General features: G+C 71.8%; 25 protein-coding genes. 6 read left to right on the forward strand and 19 right to left on the reverse strand.

From position 1 onward, the window contains the following. Positions 1–35: 35 nt before the first annotated feature. On the reverse strand, positions 36–740 hold the full coding sequence (locus ACFVTC_RS13665) for a transglycosylase family protein (protein ID WP_390126750.1): 705 nt from the start codon (positions 738–740) through the stop codon (positions 36–38). Between the two features lie 548 nt (positions 741–1,288). Between ACFVTC_RS13665 and ACFVTC_RS13670 the strand changes: the two genes are divergently transcribed. Continuing rightward, positions 1,289–2,062, forward strand: a complete 774-nt coding sequence (locus tag ACFVTC_RS13670; RefSeq protein WP_390126751.1) for a hypothetical protein — start codon at positions 1,289–1,291, stop codon at positions 2,060–2,062. A gap of 204 nt (positions 2,063–2,266) precedes the next feature. After that, a complete protein-coding gene (locus tag ACFVTC_RS13675; RefSeq protein WP_390126753.1) occupies positions 2,267–2,677 on the forward strand; it encodes a hypothetical protein in 411 nt (136 codons plus the stop codon). Positions 2,678–2,754: 77 nt separating this feature from the next. Here ACFVTC_RS13675 and der read toward each other — a convergent pair whose 3' ends face one another. From der to ACFVTC_RS13705, 6 genes are all read right to left on the reverse strand, one after another. Beyond that, positions 2,755–4,242: a ribosome biogenesis GTPase Der gene (gene der, locus ACFVTC_RS13680; protein ID WP_390126754.1), complete on the reverse strand. Its 1,488-nt coding sequence runs from the start codon at positions 4,240–4,242 to the stop codon at positions 2,755–2,757. 78 nt (positions 4,243–4,320) lie between these two features. Next, on the reverse strand, positions 4,321–5,034 hold the full coding sequence (locus ACFVTC_RS13685) for a lysophospholipid acyltransferase family protein (RefSeq protein WP_390126755.1): 714 nt from the start codon (positions 5,032–5,034) through the stop codon (positions 4,321–4,323). Next, positions 4,992–5,687 carry a (d)CMP kinase gene (gene cmk / locus ACFVTC_RS13690; protein WP_390126756.1) on the reverse strand — a complete coding sequence of 232 codons (696 nt, stop codon included), beginning with the start codon at positions 5,685–5,687 and terminating at the stop codon, positions 4,992–4,994. The genes ACFVTC_RS13685 and cmk overlap by 43 nt, the downstream gene beginning before the upstream one ends. Before the next feature lie 165 nt (positions 5,688–5,852). Further along, positions 5,853–6,938: a prephenate dehydrogenase gene (locus tag ACFVTC_RS13695; protein ID WP_390126757.1), complete on the reverse strand. Its 1,086-nt coding sequence runs from the start codon at positions 6,936–6,938 to the stop codon at positions 5,853–5,855. Then, complete coding sequence (aroH, locus tag ACFVTC_RS13700) at positions 6,935–7,297, reverse strand: chorismate mutase (protein ID WP_168527396.1); 363 nt, start codon at positions 7,295–7,297, stop codon at positions 6,935–6,937. The genes ACFVTC_RS13695 and aroH overlap by 4 nt, the downstream gene beginning before the upstream one ends. Before the next feature lie 122 nt (positions 7,298–7,419). Continuing rightward, positions 7,420–7,839: a YidB family protein gene (locus ACFVTC_RS13705; RefSeq protein WP_390126758.1), complete on the reverse strand. Its 420-nt coding sequence runs from the start codon at positions 7,837–7,839 to the stop codon at positions 7,420–7,422. A 176-nt stretch (positions 7,840–8,015) separates the two neighbouring features. Here ACFVTC_RS13705 and ACFVTC_RS13710 point away from each other — a divergent pair, with 176 nt between their 5' ends. From ACFVTC_RS13710 to ACFVTC_RS13725, 4 genes are all read left to right on the forward strand, one after another. Continuing rightward, on the forward strand, positions 8,016–8,690 hold the full coding sequence (locus ACFVTC_RS13710) for a hypothetical protein (RefSeq protein ID WP_390126759.1): 675 nt from the start codon (positions 8,016–8,018) through the stop codon (positions 8,688–8,690). An 86-nt stretch (positions 8,691–8,776) separates the two neighbouring features. Further along, on the forward strand, positions 8,777–9,361 hold the full coding sequence (locus tag ACFVTC_RS13715; RefSeq protein WP_390126761.1) for a DUF6529 family protein: 585 nt from the start codon (positions 8,777–8,779) through the stop codon (positions 9,359–9,361). Beyond that, positions 9,358–9,795 (forward strand): Rieske (2Fe-2S) protein, encoded by a 438-nt coding sequence (locus tag ACFVTC_RS13720; RefSeq protein WP_390126762.1) that lies wholly within the window; start codon positions 9,358–9,360, stop codon positions 9,793–9,795. The genes ACFVTC_RS13715 and ACFVTC_RS13720 overlap by 4 nt, the downstream gene beginning before the upstream one ends. A 22-nt stretch (positions 9,796–9,817) precedes the next feature. Next, positions 9,818–10,582: a DNA polymerase beta superfamily protein gene (locus tag ACFVTC_RS13725; protein WP_390126763.1), complete on the forward strand. Its 765-nt coding sequence runs from the start codon at positions 9,818–9,820 to the stop codon at positions 10,580–10,582. On the opposite strand, the gene ACFVTC_RS13730 is transcribed toward ACFVTC_RS13725, so the two are convergent. The 12 genes from ACFVTC_RS13730 to ACFVTC_RS13785 all read right to left on the reverse strand — a co-directional run bounded on the left by ACFVTC_RS13730 (position 10,487) and on the right by ACFVTC_RS13785 (position 24,795). Further along, positions 10,487–11,260: a DNA polymerase beta superfamily protein gene (locus tag ACFVTC_RS13730; RefSeq protein ID WP_390126764.1), complete on the reverse strand. Its 774-nt coding sequence runs from the start codon at positions 11,258–11,260 to the stop codon at positions 10,487–10,489. The genes ACFVTC_RS13725 and ACFVTC_RS13730 overlap by 96 nt on opposite strands. Before the next feature lie 3 nt (positions 11,261–11,263). Continuing rightward, positions 11,264–12,289 carry an ADP-ribosylglycohydrolase family protein gene (locus tag ACFVTC_RS13735; protein ID WP_390126765.1) on the reverse strand — a complete coding sequence of 342 codons (1,026 nt, stop codon included), beginning with the start codon at positions 12,287–12,289 and terminating at the stop codon, positions 11,264–11,266. Next, positions 12,289–13,044: an NUDIX domain-containing protein gene (locus ACFVTC_RS13740; RefSeq protein ID WP_390126799.1), complete on the reverse strand. Its 756-nt coding sequence runs from the start codon at positions 13,042–13,044 to the stop codon at positions 12,289–12,291. The genes ACFVTC_RS13735 and ACFVTC_RS13740 overlap by 1 nt, the downstream gene beginning before the upstream one ends. A gap of 454 nt (positions 13,045–13,498) precedes the next feature. Further along, on the reverse strand, positions 13,499–14,695 hold the full coding sequence (locus ACFVTC_RS13745) for a pseudouridine synthase (RefSeq protein WP_329286779.1): 1,197 nt from the start codon (positions 14,693–14,695) through the stop codon (positions 13,499–13,501). Beyond that, positions 14,695–15,351 (reverse strand): SMC-Scp complex subunit ScpB, encoded by a 657-nt coding sequence (gene scpB, locus ACFVTC_RS13750; protein WP_390126766.1) that lies wholly within the window; start codon positions 15,349–15,351, stop codon positions 14,695–14,697. Before scpB ends, ACFVTC_RS13745 begins: the two co-directional genes overlap by 1 nt. Beyond that, positions 15,348–16,655, reverse strand: a complete 1,308-nt coding sequence (locus tag ACFVTC_RS13755; RefSeq protein WP_390126767.1) for a segregation/condensation protein A — start codon at positions 16,653–16,655, stop codon at positions 15,348–15,350. Before ACFVTC_RS13755 ends, scpB begins: the two co-directional genes overlap by 4 nt. 18 nt (positions 16,656–16,673) lie before the next feature. Continuing rightward, positions 16,674–17,255, reverse strand: a complete 582-nt coding sequence (locus ACFVTC_RS13760; RefSeq protein WP_390126768.1) for a hypothetical protein — start codon at positions 17,253–17,255, stop codon at positions 16,674–16,676. Then, positions 17,240–18,367 (reverse strand): ParA family protein, encoded by a 1,128-nt coding sequence (locus ACFVTC_RS13765; protein ID WP_168527405.1) that lies wholly within the window; start codon positions 18,365–18,367, stop codon positions 17,240–17,242. The genes ACFVTC_RS13760 and ACFVTC_RS13765 overlap by 16 nt, the downstream gene beginning before the upstream one ends. Before the next feature lie 425 nt (positions 18,368–18,792). Beyond that, positions 18,793–19,917: an alanine dehydrogenase gene (gene ald, locus ACFVTC_RS13770; RefSeq protein ID WP_390126769.1), complete on the reverse strand. Its 1,125-nt coding sequence runs from the start codon at positions 19,915–19,917 to the stop codon at positions 18,793–18,795. Between the two features lie 163 nt (positions 19,918–20,080). Next, positions 20,081–22,162, reverse strand: a complete 2,082-nt coding sequence (locus ACFVTC_RS13775; RefSeq protein ID WP_390126770.1) for a tetratricopeptide repeat protein — start codon at positions 22,160–22,162, stop codon at positions 20,081–20,083. Positions 22,163–22,390: 228 nt separating this feature from the next. Further along, positions 22,391–23,017: an NUDIX domain-containing protein gene (locus tag ACFVTC_RS13780; protein ID WP_390126771.1), complete on the reverse strand. Its 627-nt coding sequence runs from the start codon at positions 23,015–23,017 to the stop codon at positions 22,391–22,393. A gap of 110 nt (positions 23,018–23,127) precedes the next feature. Beyond that, the gene (locus ACFVTC_RS13785) at positions 23,128–24,795 is read right to left on the reverse strand and encodes a CTP synthase (RefSeq protein ID WP_390126800.1); all 1,668 of its coding nucleotides are present in this window, start codon (positions 24,793–24,795) and stop codon (positions 23,128–23,130) included. Positions 24,796–24,954 lie beyond the last annotated feature (159 nt).

Here is a 24,954-nt window from a genome sequence, read left to right on the forward strand (position 1 = left end):
GGGGCCGGGTCGGGCGGTGCTCAGTCGGGCGATGCTCAGAGGTCGAGCCGCTGACCGGGCACGATCAGGTCGGGATCACCACCGATGACCGCCCGGTTCGCCGCGTAGATCTCCCCCCAGGTGGTCGCGTGCCGTGACGCGATGCCGCTGAGGGTGTCACCGCCGCGGACCGTGTAGTCGCCGTGGCCGCCGCGCGACATGTCGCGGTTCGTGTGGCCCGACGCGCGTGCGGGCGCCGTCGCCCGCTTCGACGGGGCCGCCTTGGACGCGGAGGCCGAAGGCGCCTTCCCGGACGCCGGCTTGGGTGTCGACTTCGTGGCGGCCGACCCTCCGGACGACCCGGCGCCCGAGGACGCGGGCGCGCTTCCGTAGGCTCCGGCCCGCGCCGAACAGGTGGGCCAGGCGCCCCATCCCTGTGCGTTCTGGACCTTGGCGGCAATGGCTATCTGGGCGCCCTTGGATGCCTTGTCGGCGGTCGACCCGTAAGCCGTGCCGCCGTACGCGCGCCAGGTGCCGGCGGAGAACTGGAGTCCTCCGTAGTAGCCGTTGCCGGTGTTGATGTGCCAGTTCCCGCCGCTCTCGCACTTGGCGATGCGGTCCCACACTCCGTTGTCGGCCGCGGCGGCGTCGCCGCTCGCCGCGAGCAGTCCGAGCGGGGCGAGCAGAGCCGCCCCGGCGAGGACCGCCGTCGTACGAGTCGTCGTACGGGCCTTACGAGTGTTGTCGGCACATGCGGACATGTATTTCCCTCTCGAAACACCCGGGGTCCCCCAAGGCGGGGTGCGACCGCCTGCGCGTAGGACGCGGTCGTCGCACTCCTCCCCGTCCGCCGGCGGTGGTGCTCGAAGCTGACTGTGCTGACTGTGCTGTGCTGCCGGCGGACGTGCCCGAGTGGTGCTCGTTGCACTCGGAGGTGGAATCTAGGGAGCTGGTCGCCCCGATATCAACCAACTCCTTGTCATTCGAGGCCAGTTCATGGTTACCGCGGGTATCGGCGATTTCCGGCCACCCATTTCATTGCCTGATTTCCGGATATGTCGACCAGCCCTCCCCCCGTCCTGTGACCCACCTCACCGGATCAACTTCCATGAGGCCAAGCCAAGTTGGCTGGGAGTGACGGATTCCGCACCCGAGTTCACCCTGCGCGTCGGATGGTTCGATTCCGTTCGCTTCCGGGCGTGACTCCGGCCACAGATCGCCCGTTGTCATCTTCATGAGCCGGGGCCCCCGGCGTCATGGGCCGGGAGCCACCCGGCATCGCCACGCACCGCATCCCGAGGAGCCACCCGTGCCGCGCATGCTCGACGTCAGCGACGACGTACGCGCCGAGATCGGCGACGAAGAAGCCGCCCGGCTGCTCGCCGGAGAGAACGCCCCGGGCAGTTACGACTGCACGTCCTGCCGCACACCGGGCGACTCGGAACAGGAGCGCACCAGCACCGTCCTGTTCATCGGCGACGAGACCGCCGTCCTCGCCTTCGCCCACGCCACCTGCCTGCCCTCACAGGTCGTGCAGGTCACCGAGGAGCAACTGCAGGGCGCCGTCCGCTCGATCAACCCCGACGGCCCCTCCGGCCGGTCCGCCCCGGAGCAGGCCGTGCTCGGCGTCACCAGCGGACTCGTCCTGCTGGGCGGCGAGTTGCACCCGGCGCTCGTCGTCGAGCCCACCGGTCCCATCGTGCGCCCCGGTTCGACGGACATCGGCGACGACTTCCTGCCGCTCCTGATCGAGCAGGGCTTCATGCCGGTGACCCAGCTGCACTCGGTGCCGCCCGTGCTGCACGGCTGGTCGGTCCTGCTGGCCATGGGCCAGCTGCACGCCGTGCTCCAGCCGGGGACCGGCGGGGGCTCGCCCGTCGCCTGGTGGCAGGCGCACCAGGCGCTCCAGGTCGCCGAGAGCTGGCGGGCGGCCGCCAACAAGCACCAGCAGGTGCTGCTGTTCGCCGCCCCGGTGGGCTCGATCGGCCGGCAGCCCCGTGAGGACCTGCTGCGCGACGCGCTGGACAAGGCCGCGGCCAACGGGAAGCTGGTGACCGCGGCGATGCCGCTCGCCGGTACGTGAGCGCTCTCCCCGGGGGTGCGGGCCACCGCGCCCGTACCGACCGCTCCGGTCACCCGGCCGACCCCGGCCGTCCCTGACCGAGCGCGCGGTCGTCCGCGCCCCCGAGGGCGTCGAGCGTCCCGTACGCCGGATCCGGGTCCCCGCTGACCTGCGAAAGCGACGCGGCGGCCGCATCCGTTGGGCCGTGGGGTCGTTGGCACATACGTGCACACCTACGACGCCCCCCGCCGCCGCCAGTCCCTCCAGCCGGTCCCGCCCGCGCGACCGGCCCAGGACCATCAGGGCGACCCCTCGGCCACGCCGATCTACGACGCGCTCTACGCCGAGTGGGCCAGATCCTTCAGGGCGCTGCCCGGCGACCGGCACGGCGAGGAGGAACTCGGCTTCACGGCTTTCGGGCATCTGGCGCACGGCACGGGCGGGTACGGATCGTCCTCGTACACCTCGTCGTTCAGCTCCTACAGCGCGGGGGCCTACTCCGCGCGCCACGGCGGTGTGACGCCGGGGCACACCACGACGGCGACGGCCGTCTGGCAGCCGGGCGGGCGGCAGCAGGGCACGGGCATGCACCACGTCCCGGCCGCCCTGCCGCCCGCGCCACGCCGGGGGCTCTGAACGGAGACGATCGGTCGAACGGGTGAGGGGCGGCTCCCATGGGAACCGCCCCTCACCCGTTGCCGCCGCTCTCGCGGCTACTTCTTCTTGTTGGCGCCGCGCTTCTCGCGCACCCGGACCGAGATGTGGATCGGCGTGCCCTCGAAACTGAACTCCTCGCGCAGCCGGCGCTCGATGAAGCGCCGGTAGCCGTGCTCGATGAAGCCGGAGGCGAAGAGCACGAACCGCGGCGGCTTGGTGCCCGCCTGCGTGCCGAACAGGATGCGGGGCTGCTTGCCGCCGCGGACCGGGTGCGGGTGGGCGGCGACCAGCTCGCCCAGGAAGGCGTTCAGGCGGCCGGTCGGGACACGGGTCTCCCAGCCGTCCAGGGCCGTCTCGATCGCCGGGACGAGCTTCTCCATGTGACGGCCGGTGCGGGCCGAGACGTTCACCCGGGGCGCCCAGGCCACCTGGGCGAGCTCGGTCTCGATCTCCCGCTCCAGGTAGTAGCGGCGCTCCTCGTCGAGGGTGTCCCACTTGTTGAAGGCCAGGACGATGGCGCGGCCTGCGTCGACCGCCATGGTGACGATCCGCTGGTCCTGCACGGAGATGGTCTCGGACGCGTCGATCAGGATGACCGCGACCTCGGCCTTCTCGACGGCCGCGGCGGTGCGCAGCGAGGCGTAGTAGTCCGCGCCCTGCTGGAGGTGGACGCGCTTGCGGATGCCCGCCGTGTCGACGAACTTCCAGGTGATGCCGCCGAGTTCGATGAGCTCGTCGACCGGGTCACGGGTGGTGCCCGCGACCTCGTTCACGACGACGCGGTCCTCGTTCGCCACCTTGTTCAGCAGGGAGGACTTGCCGACGTTCGGGCGGCCGATGAGGGCGATGCGGCGGGGGCCGCCCAACGCGGTGCCGAAGGTCTGCGCCGGCGCCTCGGGCAGCGCCTCCAGGACGGCGTCGAGCATGTCGCCGGTACCGCGGCCGTGCAGCGCGGAGACCGGGTGCGGCTCGCCGAGACCGAGGGCCCACAGGTACGAGGCGTCGGCTTCGCCGCTCATGCCGTCGACCTTGTTGGCGCACAGGACGACGGGCTTGCCGGCCTTGCGCAGCAGCCGTACGACCGCCTCGTCGGTGTCGGTCGCGCCGACCTTGGCGTCGACGACGAAGACGACCGCGTCGGCGGCCTCGATCGCGTACTCGGCCTGCGCGGCGACGGACGCGTCGATGCCGAGGACGTCCTGCTCCCAGCCACCGGTGTCGACGAGCTTGAAGCGGCGGCCCGCCCACTCGGCCTCGTAGGTGACGCGGTCGCGGGTGACACCGGGCTTGTCCTCGACGACGGCCTCGCGGCGGCCGATGATCCGGTTCACCAGGGTCGACTTGCCGACGTTCGGGCGGCCGACGACGGCGAGGACGGGCAGCGGGCCGTGGCCCGCCTCGCCGATCGCGCCCTCGACGTCCTCGATGTCGAAGCCCTCTTCCGCGGCGAGCTCCATGAACTCCGCGTACTCGGCATCGCCAAGCGCCCCGTGCTCGTGCTCGGCCGGGCCGGCCGAGCCGTCGGGCTGGATGTGGTCGTTCATGAAGTCCGTACCTCGTCGTTCATTCGTGGTGATCGGTGGACCGCCCGCACATCGGGTGATCCACTACTCAAGTGTCGCCTAGTGCCCGGTGGGGCGCCCGGCGGTTTCCGGGCGTCCGGTCAGACGCCTGGCATGGTCCAGATGGGCGCTCAGCTGCTTCTGGATGCGCGTGGTCGCCTCGTCCAGCGCCTTGCGCGTACGTCGCCCGCTGCCGTCGCCCGCCTCGAAGGGGTCTCCGAAGACGACGTCGACCCGGCTGCGCAGCGGGGGGAGTCCCTTGGCCAGCCGGCTCCCCTTCCCGGTACTTCCCAGTACCGCCACCGGGACGATCGGGGCGCCGCTGCGGACCGCGAAATAGGCGAGCCCGGCGCGCAGCGAGGCGAAGTCGCCCTCGCCGCGGGTGCCCTCCGGGAAGATGCCGAGCACCCCGCCGGCCGAGAGGACGCCGAGGGCCTGGGTGATCGCCGTGCGGTCGGTGGTCGTGCGGTCGACCTTGACCTGCCCGATACCGAGCAGGAAGGGGTCGAGAGGGCCGATGAACGCTTCCTTCTTGATCAGGAAGTGTGTGGGCCGGGGTGCCACGCCCATGACCATCGGACCGTCGATGTTGTGCGAGTGGTTCACGGCGAGGATCGCCGGACCGGTCGCGGGGACCTTCCAGGCGCCGAGCACGCGCGGCTTCCACAAGCCGTACATCAGTCCGACGCCGATGCGGCGCCCGATCTCGGCGCCTCTCTCGGAGGGTGCGGTCACTTGGCGGCCCGCTTCTCCTCGACGAGGGTGACGACGCACTCTATGACCTGCTGGAGCGTGAGGTCGGAGGTGTCCACCTCGACCGCGTCGTCCGCCTTGGCGAGCGGAGAGGTCTTGCGGCTGGAGTCGGCCGCGTCCCGCTTCAGCAGGGCCTCGCGCGTCGCCTGGACGTCGGCGCCCTTCAGCTCACCGCTGCGGCGGGCGGCACGCGCCTCCGGGGAGGCGGTGAGGAAGATCTTCAGGTCGGCGTCGGGCAGCACCGTGGTGCCGATGTCCCGTCCCTCGACGACGATGCCGTCCTCCGCGCCCGCGGCGATCGAACGCTGCAGCTCGGTGATCCGGGCGCGCACCTCGGCCACCGCGCTGACCGCGCTGACCTTGGAGGTGACCTCCTGGGTGCGGATCGGGCCCGCGACGTCGGTCCCGTCGACCGAGATGGCCGGCGCGGACGGGTCGGTGCCGGAGACGATCTCCGGCTTGCCCGCGACGGCGGCGATCGCCGTCGGGTCCGTGATGTCGATGCCGTTGCTCACCATCCACCAGGTGATCGCCCGGTACTGCGCGCCCGTGTCCAGGTAGCTGAGGCCCAGCTGCGCGGCCACTGCCTTGGAAGTGCTCGACTTGCCCGTGCCGGAGGGGCCGTCGATGGCGACAATCACTGCCGGGGCGGTCCGGGCGGCGCCGTTTTCCACGGTGGAGACACCTTCCTGGTGCGGGGTGGAGGTCTGTGCGGGACGCGAACGCGCCCCGCACCAGGTTACTGGTTCCCCAGGCCCCGTATTACTGGCCTGGTCGCCGCTCCCCCGCACCGGCTCCTCCCGGCCCGCGGGGCGAGGGCCCCGCACCCTCAGGTCGCCCTACTGGCGCAGCGCCCAGCCCCGGTCCCGCAGCGCCGCGCTCAGCACGGGCACGGCCTTCGGCTCGACCATCAGCTGGACCAGACCGGCCTGCCGGCCCGTCGCGTGCTCGATCCGTACGTCCTCGACGTTGACGCCGGCCGCCCCGGCGTCGGCGAAGATGCGGGCCAGCTGGCCCGGCTGGTCGTCGATGAGGACGGCGACCGTCTCGTACGTCAAAGGAGCGGCGCCGTGCTTGCCGGGGACCCGTACCTGGCCCGCGTTGCCGCGCCGCAGCATGTCCTCGATGCCGCCGGCGCCCTCGCGGCGCTTGGCCTCGTCGGAGGACTGGAGGGCACGCAGCGCCAGGACCGTCTCGTCGAGGTCGGCGGAGACGTCCGCGAGGAGGTCGGCGACCGGTCCCGGGTTCGCGGAGAGGATGTCGATCCACATCCGGGGGTCCGAGGCCGCGATCCTGGTCACGTCGCGGATGCCCTGCCCGCAGAGGCGTACCGCCGCCTCCTCGGCGTGCTGCAGACGCGCGGCGACCATGCTGGACACCAGATGTGGCATGTGCGAGACGAGCGCGACCGCCCGGTCGTGGGCGTCGGCGTCCATGACGACGGGCAGCGCGCGGCAGTGCGACACCAGTTCCAGCGCGAGGTTCAGGACCTCGGTGTCCGTGTCCCGGGTGGGCGTCAGGACCCAGGGGCGGCCCTCGAAGAGGTCACCCGTCGCGGCCAGCGGGCCCGACTTCTCGCGCCCCGACATGGGGTGCGAGCCGATGTACGCGGAGAGGTCGAGGCCGAGGGCCTCCAGCTCACGGCGCGGGCCGCCCTTGACGCTCGCCACGTCGAGGTAGCCGCGCGCGGCTCCGCGCCGCATGGCGTCCGCGAGGGTCGCCGCCACGTGCGCGGGCGGGGCCGCGACGATCGCGAGGTCCACGGGCCCGGTGGGCGGCTCGTCGGTGCCGGCGCCGAGCGCGGCCGCCGTGCGGGCCTGCTCCGGGTCGTGGTCGGTGAGGTGGACGACGACGCCCCGCTGGGCGAGCGCGAGCGCCGCCGAGGTGCCGATCAGACCGGTTCCGATGACGAGTGCGGTTCTCACTGGGCGATGTCCTTGCGCAGGGCGCCCGCGGCGCCCAGGTAGACGTGCGCGATGTCGGCACGGGGCCGGTCGGACTCGATGTGCGCCAGGATCCGTACGACGCGGGGCATCGCGCCCTCGATGTCCAGTTCCTGCGCGCAGATCAGCGGTACGTCGACGATGCCCAGCTTGCGGGCCGCGGCCGCCGGGAAGTCGCTGTGCAGATCAGGCGTCGCGGTGAACCAGACGCTGATCAGGTCGTCCGTGGTGAGACCGTTCCGCTCCAGGACGGCGGTGAGCAGCTCGCCGACCCGCTCCTCCATGTGACCGGCCTCGTCCCGCTCCAGTTGGACGGCGCCCCGGACCGCTCGTACCGCCACGGCAATGCTCCTCGCTGATCTGCGTACACGTCTGCCACACCAGCGTAGTCAGCCCGCGGGCGCGCCGGTGCGCGGCGCCCGCCTGACGAGACGGGCACCGCGCACCGGCCGCCGGCCACGGTTCAGAGCGACTGCTGTCTGATGAGGTCCTCCAGGGAGGCGCCCGACCGCGGCAGCTCGCCGCCCGGGGTCAGTTTGTCGACCGCCTGCGGCAGATGCCGGGCGATCTGGTCCGCGACCTTCTCCGAGCTGACCCCGGTCCGGGCGGCGACCTCCTGGAGGGTGTCGGCGGGCAGTGCCTGCGCGACCTGTTCGGCGGAGACGGGCTTGTTCTCGCCGGTGCCGACCCACGACTGCGCCTGGTCCGCCAGCCCCGACTTCGTGAGCATGTCCATCAGCCCGCCCAGCGGGTTGCCGCCGCCGCCCTGGCCGTTGGTCAGGGACCGCAGGAGCGAGCCCAGGATGTCGCCCCCGCCGGAGGCACCGCCCTGCCCGCCACCGAGGAGACCACCGAGCAGGCCGCCGAGATCGTTGTCCGCCATGGGGCGACGCCTTTCGAAGAGTGCGGCCGGGGTGGGTCACCCCCGGCCCGAGACCTAGCCAATGTCACTTGAATCAGCCCATTCCGCCACTTGTAGTGAGAATGCACCCGTGCGCCTCTGGACGCCGGGGCCCCGGTCCGCTCTGATGGCAGAAGACCGCCTCGGGGGAGGCCCGCATGAAGCGCCCAGGACCCTTGCTCACTCTGCTCGCCGGACTGCTGCTCGCCGTGTTCATGCTGTCGCTCAACGCGACGACGGGGGTGAGGAACGCGTCGTCGTCCCGCCCGCGGACGCCGGGCACCGCGCCGCCCGCGAGCGCGACACCCGGGAAGGCCACGTCACCGCCGAGCCCGTCGCCGTCCGCGTCGCCGTCCGCGAGCCCCGTTCCGAACGCCGACTACGCGGGCCGCACCGACGACGACTCCTCGGCCGTCGCCGTCTCGCTGCGCGACGGCCGCGCGATCGCGTACTTCTGCGACGGCCATGACAAGGAGTCGTGGCTCAAGGGCGACGTCGGGGGCGACGGCACCATGCGGCTCACCGGGAAGAACGGCGCGGGACTCGACGGCAGGCTGCGGGACGGCAGGCGGATCCGCGGCACCGTCGAACTCGGCGGCCGGCGCTACGCCTTCACCGCCGACAAGGCGGTCAAGCCGTCCGGGCTCTACCGCGCGACGGCCACGGTGCGCGGCGCCGAGCTGGACGGCGGCTGGATCGTGCTGCCCGGCGGCAGGCAGGTCGGCATCCTCGACCGCGACGGCGAACCGTCCGCGGCACCCGTGATCGACCCGGAGACCGGCGCCGTCACGGTCGACGGGCGGAAGCTCACCGCACACCCCGTCACTCCCTGACCCGCCCGACGCCCTTTCCCCGGCCCTTCCCGACCAGGAACCCTTCCCCGGCCCTTTCCCGGCCCATTCCCGACCAGGGAGCCGATATGACCGCGGATCCGAACGCCGCCACGCAGGGCTACCCCGCCGACCCACCCGCCCACCGCCGCCCGCATCCGGCCCGTTATCTCGTCCCGGCCCTGGTGGCCGCGGCGGTCGCGGTCGGCCTCGGCGCGTACGGCAGGACGCACGACCCGACCGGGACCGCCTTCAATCTCGCGGGGTTCAGCAGTACGAGCGCGGTGAAGTCGTGGCTGGCCAGCACGGCGTTCGCCTTCGCGCTCCTCCAGTTGGTCTCGGCGTTCATGGTGTACGGGAGACTGCCGGGGCCGAGCTGGGCGCCGGCCCTGCACCGCTGGTCCGGGCGGGTCGCCTTCCTGGTCGCGGTCCCCGTCGCGGTGCACTGCCTCTACGCGCTGGGCTTCCAGACGTACGAGCCGCGCGTGCTGTGGCACTCGCTCCTGGGGTGCTTCTTCTTCGGGGCATTCAGTGCCAAAATGCTCCTGCTCCGCTCGGAGCGACTGCCCGGCTGGCTGCTGCCCGTGGCCGGAGGACTCGTCTTCGTGGTCCTCACCGCCATCTGGCTGACGTCGGCTCTCTGGTTCTTCCGTACCTTCGGAGTGACGACATGACCAACCCCCCGGCGCGGCGCACCGTTCTCGGCACGGGCGCGGCCGCCGCCCTGCTCGTGGGGTGCAGCAAGTACGGCGACAGCGGCGGCAGTTCGCAGGTGTCCGCTTCACCGCCCGCCTCGGCGCCCGCGTCCGGCGCGGCCGGCGGCACCGAACTCGCCACCACGAGCGACATCCCGGTCGGCGGGGGCAAGATCTTCAAGGACCGCAAGATCGTGGTCACCCAGCCCGTGAAGGACGAGTTCAAGGCCTTCTCGGCGGTCTGCACCCATCAGGGCTGCACCGTGAGCACCGTCGCCGACGGCACGATCGACTGCCCCTGCCACGGCAGCAAGTACCGCATCACCGACGCCTCGGTGGTGGCGGGCCCCGCCCCGAGGCCCCTGCCCGCCGAGCGGATCACCGTGGAGGGAAACTCGATTCGCCTGGCCTGAACCACCCCGTAGGCTCCCGGACATGCGATACGAGGCCCTGGTGCGCGACCACACGATCTACTCCTGCGTGATGGGGTCGCGCGCCTTCGGCCTGGCCACCGACGACAGCGACACGGACCGCCGGGGCGTGTTCCTCGCCCCGGCCCCGCTGTTCTGGCGCTTCGAGAAGCCGCCGACACACGTCGAGGGCCCGGCCGAGGAGCAGTTCAGCTGGGAGCTGGAGCGGTTCTGCGTCCTCGCGCTGCGCGCCAATCCGAACATCCTGGAGTGCCTCCACTCCCCCCTCGTCGAGTACGCCGACGACACGGGCCGCGCGCTGCTCGCCCTGCGCGAGGCATTCCTCTCCCGCCGGGTCCACGAGACGTTCGCCCGCTACGCGCAGGGCCAGCGCAAGAAGCTGGAGGCCGACGTCCGCCGGTACGGCGCCCCGCGCTGGAAGCACGCGATGCACCTGCTCCGCCTCCTCATGTCCTCCCGCGACCTGCTGCGCACCGGCACCCTGACCGTCGACGTCGGCGAGCAGCGCGAACCGCTGCTCGCCGTCAAGCGGGGCGAGGTCCCGTGGAGCCGGGTGGAGGCGTGGATGGGCCGCCTGGCCGGGGAGGCGGACGAGGCCGACGCGCGCAGTCCCCTGCCGGCGGAGCCGGACCACGCCCGCGTCGAGGACTTCCTGGTCGGTGTGCGCCGCGCCTCAGCCCGTCGTGCCGACCCCGGCGTCCGCCAGACGCACCCGGACGACGAACGCGTGCAGGGCGTCGTGCACGGACGGGGCGTCCGGCAGCGCTGAGGCCTGCTGGGCCGCGTCCAGCAGGGCGTGCAGCCGCGCCACGTCGTCCGCCACCCGCGCGTGGTCGACGTCCGCGGCCCCGTGCTCCCGCTCCGTCTTCGCCGCCATCAGATCCGGCAGGTACGAGGGGGCGCCCGCCTCCTCGACGAGCGCGCGCAGATCGGCCTGCACCTCGCCGCTGCGCATCAGGTGGATGCCGGTGAGCAGCACCCGGAACGTGTAGAGCAGCGGCTTGAGTTCACCGGTCTTCCCGAAGAGCCGCCACTGTGTCGTGGCGAACCCCCGGTAGTGGTGGGCGTGATGACGGGTGAGAGTCCCCGGCGCGAGCGAGACCAGCTCGCGGTGGGCCTCACCGGTGTGCACGACCAGGGGTGAGAGCAGCTGCTCCAGCACGTAGCCGTTGCGCCGCAGCATCAGGCGTACGAACTTGCGCAGGTCGTGGGTGACGAGGTCCATCTCGACGCCGTCCCGGTCCCACATCCTCGACCGGGTCTCCTCCGGTTCGCGCAGTCCGACCAGTTCGGCCGCCGGCAGCAGGTGAACGCCCCGCAGGTCGACGTCGGAGTCGCGCGAGGGAAAACCGTACAGATGTGCCCCGGAGATGGTGGCGAACAGCACCGGGTCGGGCTGCTCGGCCACCACCCCCGAGAGGTCGATGTCCAGGACGTCGTCGATCATCGGTCAAGCATCCCAGAGCGCCCCCAGCGACATGAGGTCGCTCTGGTATTCGATGCGGTCGGCCCACTCGGTCGGCCAGACGTCCGAGCCGTGGTGGGCACCCGCGAACGCGCCCGTCAGGCAGGCGATGGAGTCGGAGTCGCCGGAGGTGCAGGCCGCCCGGCGCAGCGCGGTGACGGGCTCGTCGACGAAGAGCAGGAAGCAGAGCAGGCCGGTGGTGAGCGCCTCCTCGGCGATCCAGCCCGCTCCGGTGGCGAGGCAGGGGTCGGTCTCGGGAGAGGGCGCGCGCAGGGCGTCCCTGAGCCGGTCCAGCGCCCCCAGGCACTCGTCCCAGCCACGCCGGATGAAGTGCTCCGGCGTGGGGTCCTGGCTGCGGGTCCACAGGTCGCCGAGCCAACGGGAGTGGTACTGGCCGCGGTTCTCCTCGGCGTACGCGCGCAGCAGCCCGACCAGTTCCGCCGGCTCGGCGCCCTGGACGAGGAGCCGGACGGCGTGGGCGGTGAGGTCGGAGGCGGCGAGCGCGGTGGGATGTCCGTGGGTGAGCGCCGCCTGCAACTGCGCCGCGCCCGCCCGCTGTTCGTCACTCAGTCCCTGTACGAGGCCCACCGGTGCCACCCGCATGTTGGCGCCGCACCCCTTGGAGCCGATCTGGCTGGCGTCCTGCCAGGGGCGGCTCTCGTCCTTCAGGAGGTTGCAGGCGACCAGGCAGGTGCGGCCGGGCGCGCGGTTGTTGTCCGGCGACAGGTACCAGTCCACGAACTCCTCGCGCACCGGCCGCTCCATCCGCAGCGGTCCCAGCAGACCGCGGTCCATGGCCGTGCGCAGGCCCCGCCCCAGCGCCAGTGTCATCTGCGTGTCGTCGGTGACGATCGCGGGCCTGGGCAGTGCCATCTCCCGCCACGGGCCGCACTTGGCGAGGATCGCCGGTATGTCGTTGAACTCGGTCGGGAATCCCAGCGCGTCGCCGAGGGCGAGGCCCAGCAGGGACCCGGTGGCGGCGTGCCTTGCGAGCGTCGGGGTGGTGGTCATCAGGGCCGTCCTTCCGAAGGGGGACGCAGCAGGGGCGGGTACAGGGCGGTGGCGCCGCCCGCGCGGTAGAGCGCGGCGGGTTTGCCGCGGCCTCCGGTGAGGCGAGCGGCCCCGGGAACCGGTTCGACGAAGCCCGGCGTGGCGAGGACCTTGCGCCGGAAGTTGGGCCGGTCGAGCGCGGTGCCCCACACCGTCTCGTAGACCCGCTGCAGCTCGCCGAGGGTGAACTCGGGCGGGCAGAAGGAGGTGGCGAGACAGGTGTACTCGAGCTTGGCGCCGACGCGTTCGTGGGCGTCGGCGAGGATGCGGTCGTGGTCGAAGGCGAGCGGACCGGGTGTCCGGTACGGCTGCCACCGGGCCTGCGCCGCGTCACCGCCGCCGTGCGGCTCGGGAGGGTCGGGGAGCATCGCGGCGAACGCGACGGAGACGACCCGCATCCTCGGGTCGCGTTCGGGGTCGCTGTAGGTCCGCAACTGCTCCAGGTGCAGGCGCGAGACGTCCGACAGGCCCGTCTCCTCGGCGAGTTCACGCCGGGCGGCCGTCTCCGCGGACTCGGCCGGCAGCACGAACCCGCCGGGCAGCGCCCAGTGGCCCGCGTACGGCTCCTGCCCCCGCTCGACGAGCAGCACCTCCAGCACGTCGGCGCGGATCGTCAGGACGGCCAGGTCCACGGTCACGGCGAAGGGTTCGAACGCGTACTTGTCGTAGCCCGCGGGCACACTGCCGCCGGACGAGCGGCCCCGCCGCACGCGCACACCCACCCGGCTCCGCCTCCACGTCCGCACGGCTCACGGCCGCCCCGATCGAGGGATCACCCGGAGCGGGCATCACCGCGCGAGGTCGTCGTCGCGGCCGCGAGTAATAGTCACTGAGACTATAAAGAGCGCGACGGGGCGGCCACAAGCCTCCGGACGCCGGAACCCCGCCCCGTTCCGAGCCGGAGCCACGACGGCACGCATCCACGACGTCGCCGTGGCGGCTCCTGGGGGCCCGCTGACGGCCGTGGAGCCGGAGGCCGGGGAAATGGGTGACCGCGCGCCTCCCCGGAGCCGTGAGGGCGACCACGGCCGCGCCGCGCGGTCGCCGGACCGCTGCCCGGCCACGGAAACGCGTCGGCCGGCCCCGGGGCACTCCCGGGACCGGCCGAAACGACGGAGATCGCGAACGAGGGGTGTCGCGAACCTGCGGGTGTCGCGAACGACGGACGCTCTAGAGGTCGACCTCGTTCATGAGCATGCCGACCTCGGTGTTGGACAGGCGGCGCAGCCAGCCCGACTTCTGGTCGCCGAGGGTGATCGGGCCGAAGGCGACACGGACGAGCTTGTCCACCGGGAAGCCGGCCTCGGCGAGCATGCGGCGCACGATGTGCTTGCGGCCCTCGTGCAGGGTCACCTCGACCAGGTAGTTCTTGCCGGTCTGCTCGACGACGCGGAAGTGGTCCGCCTTCGCGTACCCGTCCTCCAGCTGGATGCCGTCCTTGAGCCGCTTGCCCAGGTCACGCGGGATCGGGCCGACGATGTGCGCGAGGTAGACCTTCTTCACGCCGTACTTCGGGTGGGTCAGCCGGTGCGCCAGCTCGCCGTGGTTGGTGAGCAGGATGACGCCCTCGGTCTCGGTGTCGAGCCGCCCGACGTGGAAGAGCCGCGTCTCGCGGTTCGTCACGTAGTCCCCGAGGCACTGCCGGCCCTCGGTGTCCTCCATGGTGGAGACGACACCGGCGGGCTTGTTCAGCGAGAAGAACTGGTACGACTGCGTGGCGACGGTCAGACCGTCGACCCGGATCTCGTCCTTCTCGGGGTCGACGCGCAGCCCCTGCTCGGTGACGATCTGGCCGTTGACCTCGACCCTGGCCTGCTCGACGAGCTCCTCACAGGCACGACGGGAGCCGTAGCCGGCGCGCGCGAGCACCTTCTGCAGACGCTCGCCCTCCTGCTCGGCGCCCGGGAAGGTCTTGGGCAGCTTGACCTCGGGCTTGCCCGCGTACCGGTCCCGGTTGCGCTCCTCGGCCCGCGTCTCGTACTCACGGGAGCGCGCGGGCTCCGTACGGCCGCCGCGCTGCTGGCCCTGCTTGGGGCCGCCCTTGGCGCCGCCGCGGGCCGCGTTGCCGCGCCCCGACTTGGGCCCCTCGTGGGTGGCGCCGGGGCCTACGTCGTAGCGGCGCTCCTCGGGACGGGGCTTGCCGGCGCGCTTCGGCCTGTCGTCGCCGCTCCCTCCGCCGCTCCGGGGCTGGGAGCCGCCTCCGCCGCTCCGGGACTGGGAACCGCCCCCGCCACTCCGGGGCTGGGAGCCGCCTCCGCCGCTCCGGGGCTGGGGACCGCCCCCGCCGCTCCTCGGCTGGGAGCCGCCCCCGCCCGTCCCCCGGGGGTTGCCGCGTCCGCTGTTCCTGCCACTGCCACTGCTTCGCATCAAAGTTCCGTCGTCGTCGTGTCGTCTGCATCTGCGTCCGGTGCATCCGGATGGAACGACGGGACCCCTTCCAGCGTCTCGGCCTCGATCGCGTCCGCCTCGGGGAGGAAGGGCGCGAGCTCCGGGAGCTCGTCCAGACCGCGCAGGCCCATTCGCTCCAGGAAGTAGTTCGTCGTCGTGTACAGGATCGCACCTGTTTCGGGTTCCGTGCCCGCCTCGTCGACCAGACCGCGCTGCAGGAGGGTGCGCATCACCCCGTCACAGTTCACTCCGCGGACCGCCGAGACCCTGGAACGGCTGACCGGCTGGCGGTACGCGACGACCGCCAGGGTCTCCAGCGCGGCCTGGGTCAGACGGGCCTGCTGGCCGTCCAGGACGAAGCGTTCCACGGCCGCCGCGTACGCGGGCCGGGAGTAGAAGCGCCAGCCGCCGGCGATGAGCCGCAGCTCGAAACCACGCCCCTGGACGGTGTACTCGTCGGCCAGCTCCCGCAGCGCGTCCCTGACCTGCCGTTTCGGCCGCTCGAGGATCTTCGCGAGGTGCTCCTCGGTCGCGGGTTCGTCCACGACCATGAGGACGGCCTCCAATGCGGGCCGGAGATCGAGGTCGGCGACGGTGCCCTGGCCCGCCGGGATCCCGCTGGTCTGCTCGCTCACGCCTTCTCCTTACTGGCGTCTTCCTTCGCTGTCTCGGGCGGCCGGTCGAATTCGTCCGTCACCCTGGGCTCCTCGGCACTGTCCCCGCCCGTCCAGCGCACCAGCAGGTCCCCCAGCGCCTCCTCCTGGTCGAGGGCGACCGCCTTCTCCCGGTAGAGCTCCAGCAGGGCCAGGAAACGGGCCACGACGGTGAGGGTGTCGGCGGTGTCCGCGACCAGGTCGCGGAAGCTGGCTTCCCCGTGTTCGCGCAGCAGCGCCACCACGATCTCCGCCTGTTCCCGCACGCTCACCAGCGGGGCATGGATGTGGTCGATGTACACCTGCGGCTTGGGCCTGGGCTGCATCGCCTTCACCGCGAGCCGGGCGAATCCCTCCGCCCCGATGCTGATGACCACCTCGGGCAGCAGTTCGGCGTGGTGGGGTTCGAGACCGACGGTACGGGGGTAGCGGCGGGCCTCCTCGTCGAGGCGGGCGTTGAAGATGTCCGCGATCCGTTTGTACGCGCGGTACTGCAGCAGCCGGGCGAAGAGGAGGTCCCGGGCCTCCAGCAGGGCAAGGTCGGCCTCGTCCTCGACCTCGGCGGCGGGCAGCAGCCGCGCGGCCTTGAGATCGAGCAGGGTCGCCGCGACGACCAGGAACTCGGTCGTCTGGTCGAGGTCCCAGTCCGGTCCCATGGCCCTGATGTGCGCCATGAACTCGTCGGTCACCCGTGACAGCGCCACTTCCGTGACGTCCATCTTGTGCTTCGAGATCAACTGGAGCAGCAGGTCGAAGGGGCCCTCGAAGTTGGCCAGCCGCACCTTGAAGATCCCGTCACCGGCTTCGGCTTCGGCTTCGGCTTCGGCTTCGGCTTCGGCTTCGGCTTCGGCTTCGGCTTCGGCAAGAATGCCCGGTTCGGCGAGAATGCCCGGTTCGGCGGCGGTCCCGGCTTCCTCACCGGCGGGCGACCCGGTCCCGGCGGGGGCTCCGAGTCCGGCGGATGCCCCAGGTGTGACCGACATCTCGGATCCGGCTCCGGCTTCCGGGCCGTCTGGAGCGGGAGGGGACTCCGAAGCGGGAGAGGGTCCGGGGCCGGGATGCCGCGTCGGGCCGGTCGGCGGCTCGGGCTCCACGGGAATGCCCGGCTCGGCGGACTCCTCCGCGGATTCGCCGGCCGGTTCCCCGGCGGGCGGTGCGGTGGGCGGTGCGGTGGGCGGTGCGGCGGGAGCCGGACCGGCCCCCGGTCCTCGGCCGAGCGCACGTCGGCGACCGGCGGAGCCGGCGGCGGGGACGGGGGCGGGGACGGGGGCGTCGTTCGAGGTCATAGCCGTCGCAGGCTACCGCTACCGCCCGCGGAGCCGTCGTACGAGAATGCTCGCGTCCCCACGGGATTCGAGATCGGCGAGCACGACCGCGACCGCCTCTCGGACGATCCGCCCGCGGTCGACCGCGAGCCCGTGCTCCCCGCGCAGCACCAGACGGGCGTGTTCGAGGTCCATGAGCTCCTCGGCGGACACGTACACCGTGATCTTCTCGTCGTGCCGCTCCCGCCCGCTGGGCCGCCGGTTGGCGGCGCGCTGACGCTTGCGGGACTGCTGCTGGGCGGCGGCGGAACCGCTGCCAGAACCTTCCTGCGTCGCCTGGCGCCGCGCCGAGCGCTCCGGAGCCGTACCCCGGCTGCGTGACTCCCCCGTGTCGGCGTCGGAGTCGGCCGCGACGTGTTCGTCGCCCTCGCCGTCGCCGCCCTGCACGGGCACCGAATGCGGCGCGTCCTCCGCCGCGGCGGCCGGATCGCTCTCGCCGGCCGGAGCCGGCACCCGGGCCTCACCGTTGGTCCGGCGAGTGGGAGTGGAGGACTGGAGTGCCATGCCCCCGGTGGTGCGGAACAGTTCGTCGGCCCCCGGCAGACTCACTCGGCGGGACACCGGGCGAGCACCTCCCTGGCGAGCTGGCGATAGGCGGCGGCACCGACGGAGTTGGAGGCGTACGTGGTGATCGGCTCACCGGCGACGGTGGTCTCCGGGAAGCGGACGGTCCGGCCGATCACCGTGTGGTAGACGTGATCGTCGAAGGCCTCGACCACCCGGGCGAGCACCTCACGGCTGTGCACCGTGCGGGAGTCGTACATGGTCGCGAGGATGCCGTCGAGCTCCAGCTCGGGGTTGAGCCGCTCCTGGACCTTCTCGATGGTCTCGGTGAGCAGCGCGACACCACGCAGCGCGAAGAACTCGCACTCGAGCGGCACGATCACCTTGTGCGCCGCCGTGAGGGCGTTGACGGTGAGCAGGCCGAGCGAGGGCTGACAGTCGATCACGATGTAGTCGTAGTCGGCCATCAGCGGCTTCAGGGCGCGCTGCAGCGTGGACTCGCGCGCGACCTCGGAGACGAGCTGCACCTCGGCGGCGGACAGGTCGATGTTGCTGGGCAGCAGGTCCATGTTCGGGACCGCCGTCTTCAGGAGCACCTCGTCGGCCGCCATGCCCCGCTCCATGAGCAGGTTGTAGACGGTGAGGTCGAGCTCCATCGGGTTGACGCCGAGACCGACCGAGAGCGCGCCCTGCGGGTCGAAGTCGACGAGCAGGACCCGGCGTCCGTACTCCGCGAGCGCGGCACCCAGGTTGATGGTCGACGTCGTCTTGCCGACCCCGCCCTTCTGGTTGCACATCGCGATGATCTTCGCGGGGCCGTGGTCGGTCAGCGGGCCCGGGATCGGGAAGTACGGCAGCGGGCGTCCGGTCGGGCCCACGCGCTCACGGCGCTGGCGGGCCGCGTCGGGCGCGAGCGTGGCCGCGTACTCCGGATCGGGCTCGTACTCGGCATCGGGGTCGTAGAAGTGCCCCTCGGGCAGTTCGTCGTAGTCGGCGAAGTGGGTGCGGTTCTCGCCACTTCCGTTGCCGGCCATGGCGTTCACGTGATGGCCATCCATGCTCGGGTGTGCTGTCTGAGTCATCCGGGGACTCTGATGGGCTGCGAAGGTTCGGACAGCGACGGAGCCGACAGCCTCGAGCCCCGTGGGGCCCTGGCCCCGCGCCGGCATTCCTGGTTGACCACCCCCGGGAGTAAATGTCGACTCATTCACAAGTCGTCTTACCTCCTTGGTGACCAGGAAACTTCTCGATAGGTCAGCGTGGCACCATGCCGACGGTTGGCGACTCTATGGCGTGTCACCGCTCCGCAGCAACACAATCCGCCGGACCCGACCCGATGTGTCGGCAACCGAACACCCCTCTGTCAAGGGCGTAAGGCCGTCGCACAGCAGGTTTCACCGGTGTGCGAATCGGTCGAAGAGTTACGTTCGTGGCGAGTTGAACGAGTGTCGCAAAGTGACCCGACACACATCCGGCCGGACCTTGCTGGGCAAGGTCCGGCCGGATGCGGGACGTTGACGACCTGTGTTGACGTATCGCCTTTTGCTCGTCGGCCGGTCCGCGGCCGCGCGGTGGCGGCCCGGCCGGACGGGGGTCAGTCGAGCAGGGACTCCAGGGTCACGTGCTCCAGGCCGTGCGCCTCGGCGACCTCGCGGTAAACGACCTTGCCCTCATGCGTGTTGAGGCCCCTGGCGAGTGCGTGGTCGCGGCGCAGCGCCTCGGCCCAGCCGCGGTTCGCGAGCTCCACGATGTACGGCAGCGTCGCGTTGGTCAGCGCGTAGGTGGAGGTGTTCGGCACGGCGCCGGGCATGTTGGCGACGCAGTAGAAGACCGAGTTGTGGACCGGGAAGGTCGGCTCGGCGTGCGTGGTCGGACGCGAGTCCTCGAAGCAGCCGCCCTGGTCGATCGCGATGTCGACAAGGACACTTCCCGGCTTCATCCGCGACACGAGTTCGTTGGTGACCAGCTTCGGGGCCTTGGCTCCCGGGATGAGGACGGCGCCGATGACGAGGTCGGCCTCGAGGCAGGCCTTCTCCAGCTCGAAGGCGTTGGAGACGACGGTCTGGATCTTCGTGCCGAAGATCTTGTCCGCCTCCTTGAGCTTGTTGATGTCGCGGTCGAGCAGGGTCACCTGGAAGCCCATGCCGATGGCGATCTGCGCGGCGTTCCAGCCGGAGACACCGCCGCCGATGACGACGGCCTTGGCGGGCAGCACGCCGGGAACGCCGCCCGGCAGCACCCCGCGGCCACCGTTGGCGCGCATCAGCTGGTAGGCGCCGACCTGCGGGGCGAGCCGGCCCGCGACCTCGGACATCGGGGCCAGCAGGGGCAGCGCGCGGTTGGGCAGCTCGACCGTCTCGTACGCGATGGCCGTGGTGCCGGACTCCAGGAGCGCGTCCGTGCACTCCTTGGAGGCGGCCAGGTGGAGGTACGTGAAGAGCGTCTGGTCCTTGCGGAGGCGGTGGTACTCCTCCGCGATGGGCTCCTTGACCTTCAGCAGCAGGTCGGCGGTGGCCCACACCTGGTCGGCGGTGGGGAGGATCTGCGCACCGGCGGAGACGTACTCGTCGTCCGTGATCGAGGAGCCGACACCGGCGTTCTGCTCGACGAAGACCTGGTGGCCGTGGCGCACCAGCTCGTGGACGCCGGCGGGGGTGATGGCCACCCGGAACTCGTTGTTCTTGACCTCGCGGGGGATACCGACCTTCACGTCGATCACGGTCCTTGACTCAGAGGGTTCTGGGGCTATGCACGGCCGGGGCGACGCAAGCCGGGGCAATGCATGTCATACCCGGATGCACGGGCGCGCCGGGAGACACCACGAAAGAACGCAGCGGAGCCAGTTTAATGAAGGGATTCTCTCTGTCTAGCCTTTCAATGCATCAATCTTCTGCGGATGTACTGCGGATTTCGCAGGCGTTAGCGTCCTGTTCCATGGCCATCGAGCTCTCCGGGAGCTCATCACCCAGCATGCGCTCGGCCGCCCCGCGGTGCAGCTGGGCCGCGGCGGGGTCGCCGAGCCGGTCCAGGGTGTCGGCCAGCCTGAGCTGCAGCGCGGCCTGCAGCCGCAGGTCCTCGGCGCGGCGGGCCCACTCGACGGCGTCCTGGCAGGTGCGCAGCGACTCCTCCGGCCGTCCCGCGTACTCCTGCACCCGCGCCAGCTCGCTCAACGCCCGTGCCTGGGACGCCACATCACCGTTCCTGCGATGCCCGGTGACGGCGGCGCGCCAGTTGCGCAGTGCCTCGCCGTAGCGGCCCGCGTAGGTGTGCGCGGTGGCGATCCGGCCGTAGAGCCGGGCGGCGTCCAGCCGCTCGTCACGGGCCAGGCGCTGGGCCAGTGCCCGGCCGTACCAGTCGGTGGCCCGGTCGAAGTCCCCGAGCTCCAGGTGGGCGCCCCCTACGGATTCCATCGCCCGGCCGATCGCGTACGGGTCGTTCGCCTCGCGCGCCGCGTCCAGCGCGGCCCGGTAGCGGGCCAGGGCCGCCGCGGTGCGGCCGGTGCGTTCGTCCAGGTCGGCCAGGTTCAGCAGGGCCGCGGCCCGCTCCCTCGGCAGCCTGCGGCGCTCCGCGACGTCGAGGACGAGCCGGTGGATGCCGTAGAGCTCGGGTGCCGCGGCCCGGGTGCCGAAGTGGACGACCAGCGCCCGCACCAGGGCGGCCATCAGGCGGCGGGCCAGGGTGTCCAGCTCGCCGTCGGCGACCGCGAGCCGGGCGGCGGCCAGCAGCGCGGGCTGCCGGATCCGCAGCCAGTCCTCGGCCGCCCTGGGGTTCGGGAAGCGCAGCGCGCGGGGCATCCCGGCGAGCTTCTCGCGCGCCGGCGAGCTGTCGGTCTCGGTGATCGCGCGGCAGGACACCAGCAGCCGCACGGTCCGCTCCAGCATCCGGGCGCGGGCCAGCTGCAGCTCGGCCGGGCGGTCCTCGCTCTCGGTGAGGGTGCGCAGCAGTGGCATCAGGAAGCCGGGGACCTCGTACTGCGGCAGCGGCGACTCGACCGGCCGCAGGAGCCCGAGGGCGGCGAAGTCGTCCAGCGCGCCGTGGGCGGCGCCGACCGAGCAGCCGGCGAGCGCGGACGCGGTGTGCGGGTCCACGAGCCCGGCCGGCGCGAGGGAGAGCAGTCGCAGGGTCCGCGCGGCGGCCGCGGGCAGCCCGGTGTACGCGAGCCGGAAGATCCGGGCGGACGCCGAGCCCTCCTCGCCGTCCGCGCGCAACTGCTTGGCGAGGTCGGCGACGGCCGAGGTGGGGCGTGCCGCGAGCCAGCCGCCCGCCAGTACCAGGGCGCCGGGCTGGCCCGCGCACTCCTCGACCAGGCCCTCGGCGGCGAGCGGGTCGACGGTGATGCGGACCGAGCCCGCGAACCGCTCCAGGAGTTCCAGCGCGGACTTGGTGTCGAGGCCGCCCAGGGTGCAGGGGCGGACGTCCGCGATGCCGGTCAGCGGCCCTCCGGAGACGGCGACCACCAGGCACTCGGGGGTGTCGGGCAGCAGGACGTCGACCTGCTCGGCGTCCGCCGCGTCGTCGAGCAGGAGCAGGGCGCGCCGGGTGGCGAGGGCGTCGCGCACCGCCGCGCTCAGGTCCTCGGCGCCGGCTCCGGGCGGCGCGGGCAGTTCCAGGGCCGTGAGGAGTTCCCGCGCGGTGCGCTCGGTGGGCACGGGGGTGCCGTCGGGTTCGGCCAGCCGGGCGCGCAGCACCCCGTCCGGGTAACTGTGGGCGACCTGCCGGACGAGTTCCTCGGCGAGCGCGGTGCGGCCCGAGCCGGGCTTGCCGGCGATGAGCAGCACCCGCGCGCGGGGGGCTTTGCGGCCCGCCAGGGTGTCCAGTCCGGCCCGTTCGATGTCGGCCCGTAGTTCCTTCAACTCTCTTGTACGGCCGAGGAACTGACCCTTGGTAGGAGCGGACCCGGCAGCCGGACGCCGCCCTGCCGACGGCGCTTTCGCACCGTCCGTGTCCACCGCCTGATCTGTCACGGGCCACACTCCCGTCCCACTGCACGCGCAAGCCCGCCGGGACTCCGGTTCGGGCGTTTCCAGAGCCTAGTTCACGCTCTGCGACGAACCGTGCGGAGCATGGCGGGGACATCCCTCGATCGGATCAGCCGATCGTAGGACCGGATGGGCGTGCTGTGGGGCACCGCGGGACCCCGCAGGGCGCCGAGGAGCCCCGGGAGGGGCGTGCAGGGCGCCGCAGCGGGTCCGTCAGGCCTCGAAGGGGCGCGCCGGCCAGGGCGCCTCGGCCGGACGCAGCGCGTCGAGTCCGTCCCCGGCGCGCGCGGCGAGCAGGGAGAGCACGCCGACCACGAGGCAGTCGTTGTGCAGGTCGCCGCCGAGGACCCCCCGGACGAGCTCGTCGAGGGGGACCCGTGCCAGCTCCATGTCGGCCTCCTCGTCCTCCACCTCGAAGCGCTCCCCCTCCGCCTCGGAGAGGTCACGCGCGAGGAAGACGCGTACGGCCTCGGAACTGCCGCCGGGTGTGGTGTAGACGTCGGTGAGCACCCGCCAGTTCTCGGCCTTGACGTGCGCCTCCTCGTACAGCTCGCGCTGGGCGGCGTGCAGCGGGTTCTCGCCGGGGACGTCGAGCAGGCCGGCCGGGATCTCCCAGAGCTTCTGACGCACGGGGTGCCGGTACTGGCGCAGCACCACCACCCGGTCCTGGTCGTCGAGGGCGACGACGGCCACGGAGCCGGGATGGACCTGGTAGTCGCGCCGGGCGACCGATCCGTCGGGCATGACCACGTCGTCGGTACGGACGGAGGTCTTGTTGCCGACGAAGGGGGTCGCGGTCGCCCTGACCTCCCACTCCTCGGCGGTGTCCTTGATCGTCATGCCCTGTCCTCCCACACGTGCAAAAGAAACCGGTCCCGGTGCCGAGAACGACCGAAACCGGGGTGTGCGCCCCGCGAGGCACACACCCCGGCCACCGTACAACCCTGGTGCTACTTGCCCGTCTTGCGCTGCACCGCGGCCTTCACCAGCCCGGCGAAGAGCGGGTGCGGGCGGGTCGGACGGGAGCGCAGCTCGGGGTGCGCCTGGGTCGCGACCAGGTAGGGGTGCACCTCACGGGGGTACTCGACGTACTCCACGAGCTTGCCGTCCGGGGAGGTGCCGGAGAACTGCAGACCGGCCTTCTGCTCCAGCTCGCCGCGGTAGGCGTTGTTCACCTCGTAGCGGTGCCGGTGGCGCTCCTCGACGTACTCCTTGTCGTCGTACACCTCGCGCGCGATCGAGCCCTCGGCGAGCTTGGCCGGGTACATGCCCAGGCGCATCGTCCCGCCCATGTCGCCCTCGCCGGCCACGATGTCGAGCTGCTCGGCCATGGTGGAGATGACCGGGTGGGCGGTGGCGGAGTCGAACTCGGTGGAGTTGGCGTCCGGGATGCCGGCCAGGTTGCGCGCGGCCTCGATCACGATGCACTGCAGGCCGAGGCAGAGGCCGAGCAGCGGGATCCTGTTCTCGCGGGCGTACTGGATCGCTCCGACCTTGCCCGACACACCGCGGTCGCCGAAGCCGCCGGGGATGCAGATCGCGTCGACGTCACCGAGCTGCTTCGCGGCGCCCGCCGGCGTCTTGCAGTCGTCCGAGGCGACCCACTTGATCTTCACGCGGGCCTTGTTCGCGAAGCCGCCCGCGCGAAGGGCCTCGGTGACCGAGAGGTAGGCGTCGGGCAGGTCGATGTACTTGCCGACCAGCGCCATGTTGATCTCGTGCTCGGGGTTGTGCACGCGGTCGAGCAGGTCGTCCCAGGTCGTCCAGTCCACGTCACGGAAGGGCAGGTCCAGCTTGCGGACGACGTACGCGTCCAGGCCCTCGGTGTGCAGGACCTTCGGGATGTCGTAGATCGACTTGGCGTCGATGGCCGCGACCACGGCCGCCTCGTCCACGTCGCACATCAGCGAGATCTTGCGCTTGATGGCGGTCGGCACCTCGCGGTCGGCGCGCAGCACGATCGCGTCCGGCTGGATACCGATGTTGCGCAGCGCCGCGACCGAGTGCTGGGTCGGCTTCGTCTTCAGCTCGCCGGACGGGCCGATGTACGGGAGGAGCGAGATGTGCACGACGAACACGTTGTCGCGGCCGACCTCGTGACGGACCTGGCGGACGGTCTCCAGGAACGGCAGCGACTCGATGTCGCCGACCGTGCCGCCGACCTCGGTGATCACGACGTCCACGTCGTCCGTGGCCATACGGCGGATGCGGTGCTTGATCTCGTTGGTGATGTGCGGGATGACCTGCACCGTGTCACCCAGGTACTCGCCGCGCCGCTCCTTGGCGATGACCGTCGAGTACACCTGTCCTGTAGTGACATTGGCGGAGCCGTCCAAGTCGACGTCGAGGAAGCGCTCGTAGTGTCCGATGTCCAGGTCGGTCTCGGCGCCGTCGTTGGTGACGAACACCTCACCGTGCTGGAACGGGTTCATGGTGCCGGGGTCGACGTTCAGATACGGGTCGAGCTTCTGCATGGTGACCCGCAGCCCGCGCGCCTTGAGCAGCGCGCCCAGGCTGGAGGCGGTCAGACCCTTGCCGAGGGAGGAGGCGACACCCCCGGTGACGAAGATGTGCTTGGTCGTCGTGGCGGTGCTGCTTCGGAAAGCGGCGGGCGGCATGGCCAAGAGGGGGCTCCCGTGGTCGCGGTCTGGGGTGCGTACCGGCGTGGTGTCCGAGAATTCTTCGGAGGTGCCGTCGCTGCGGTTCGGGGGTTTCTTGCCCACCGGTCCACGGGCTACCAGGGTATCAGCGACCCGGCGAGGCCGCTTCCGGCCACG

Origin of the sequence: Streptomyces sp. NPDC057950 (assembly GCF_042887295.1) — a bacterium.
Classification (GTDB): Bacteria; Actinomycetota; Actinomycetes; order Streptomycetales; family Streptomycetaceae; genus Streptomyces; species Streptomyces kaempferi.

Excerpts from the sequence above, each read along its gene's own strand:
- ACFVTC_RS13665 (WP_390126750.1), bottom strand. The coding sequence starts at position 740 with ATGTCCGCATGTGCCGACAACACTCGTAAGGCCCGTACGACGACTCGT.
- der (WP_390126754.1), bottom strand. The coding sequence starts at position 4,242 with ATGAACGACCACATCCAGCCCGACGGCTCGGCCGGCCCGGCCGAGCAC.
- ACFVTC_RS13705 (WP_390126758.1), bottom strand. The coding sequence starts at position 7,839 with ATGGCGGACAACGATCTCGGCGGCCTGCTCGGTGGTCTCCTCGGTGGC.
- ACFVTC_RS13710 (WP_390126759.1), top strand. The coding sequence starts at position 8,016 with ATGAAGCGCCCAGGACCCTTGCTCACTCTGCTCGCCGGACTGCTGCTC.
- ACFVTC_RS13715 (WP_390126761.1), top strand. The coding sequence starts at position 8,777 with ATGACCGCGGATCCGAACGCCGCCACGCAGGGCTACCCCGCCGACCCA.
- ACFVTC_RS13720 (WP_390126762.1), top strand. The coding sequence starts at position 9,358 with ATGACCAACCCCCCGGCGCGGCGCACCGTTCTCGGCACGGGCGCGGCC.
- ACFVTC_RS13725 (WP_390126763.1), top strand. The coding sequence starts at position 9,818 with ATGCGATACGAGGCCCTGGTGCGCGACCACACGATCTACTCCTGCGTG.
- ACFVTC_RS13730 (WP_390126764.1), bottom strand. The coding sequence starts at position 11,260 with ATGATCGACGACGTCCTGGACATCGACCTCTCGGGGGTGGTGGCCGAG.
- ACFVTC_RS13735 (WP_390126765.1), bottom strand. The coding sequence starts at position 12,289 with ATGACCACCACCCCGACGCTCGCAAGGCACGCCGCCACCGGGTCCCTG.
- ACFVTC_RS13745 (WP_329286779.1), bottom strand. The coding sequence starts at position 14,695 with ATGCGAAGCAGTGGCAGTGGCAGGAACAGCGGACGCGGCAACCCCCGG.
- ACFVTC_RS13755 (WP_390126767.1), bottom strand. The coding sequence starts at position 16,655 with ATGACCTCGAACGACGCCCCCGTCCCCGCCCCCGTCCCCGCCGCCGGC.
- ACFVTC_RS13765 (WP_168527405.1), bottom strand. The coding sequence starts at position 18,367 with ATGCCGGCGCGGGGCCAGGGCCCCACGGGGCTCGAGGCTGTCGGCTCC.
- ACFVTC_RS13780 (WP_390126771.1), bottom strand. The coding sequence starts at position 23,017 with ATGACGATCAAGGACACCGCCGAGGAGTGGGAGGTCAGGGCGACCGCG.
- ACFVTC_RS13785 (WP_390126800.1), bottom strand. The coding sequence starts at position 24,795 with ATGCCGCCCGCCGCTTTCCGAAGCAGCACCGCCACGACGACCAAGCAC.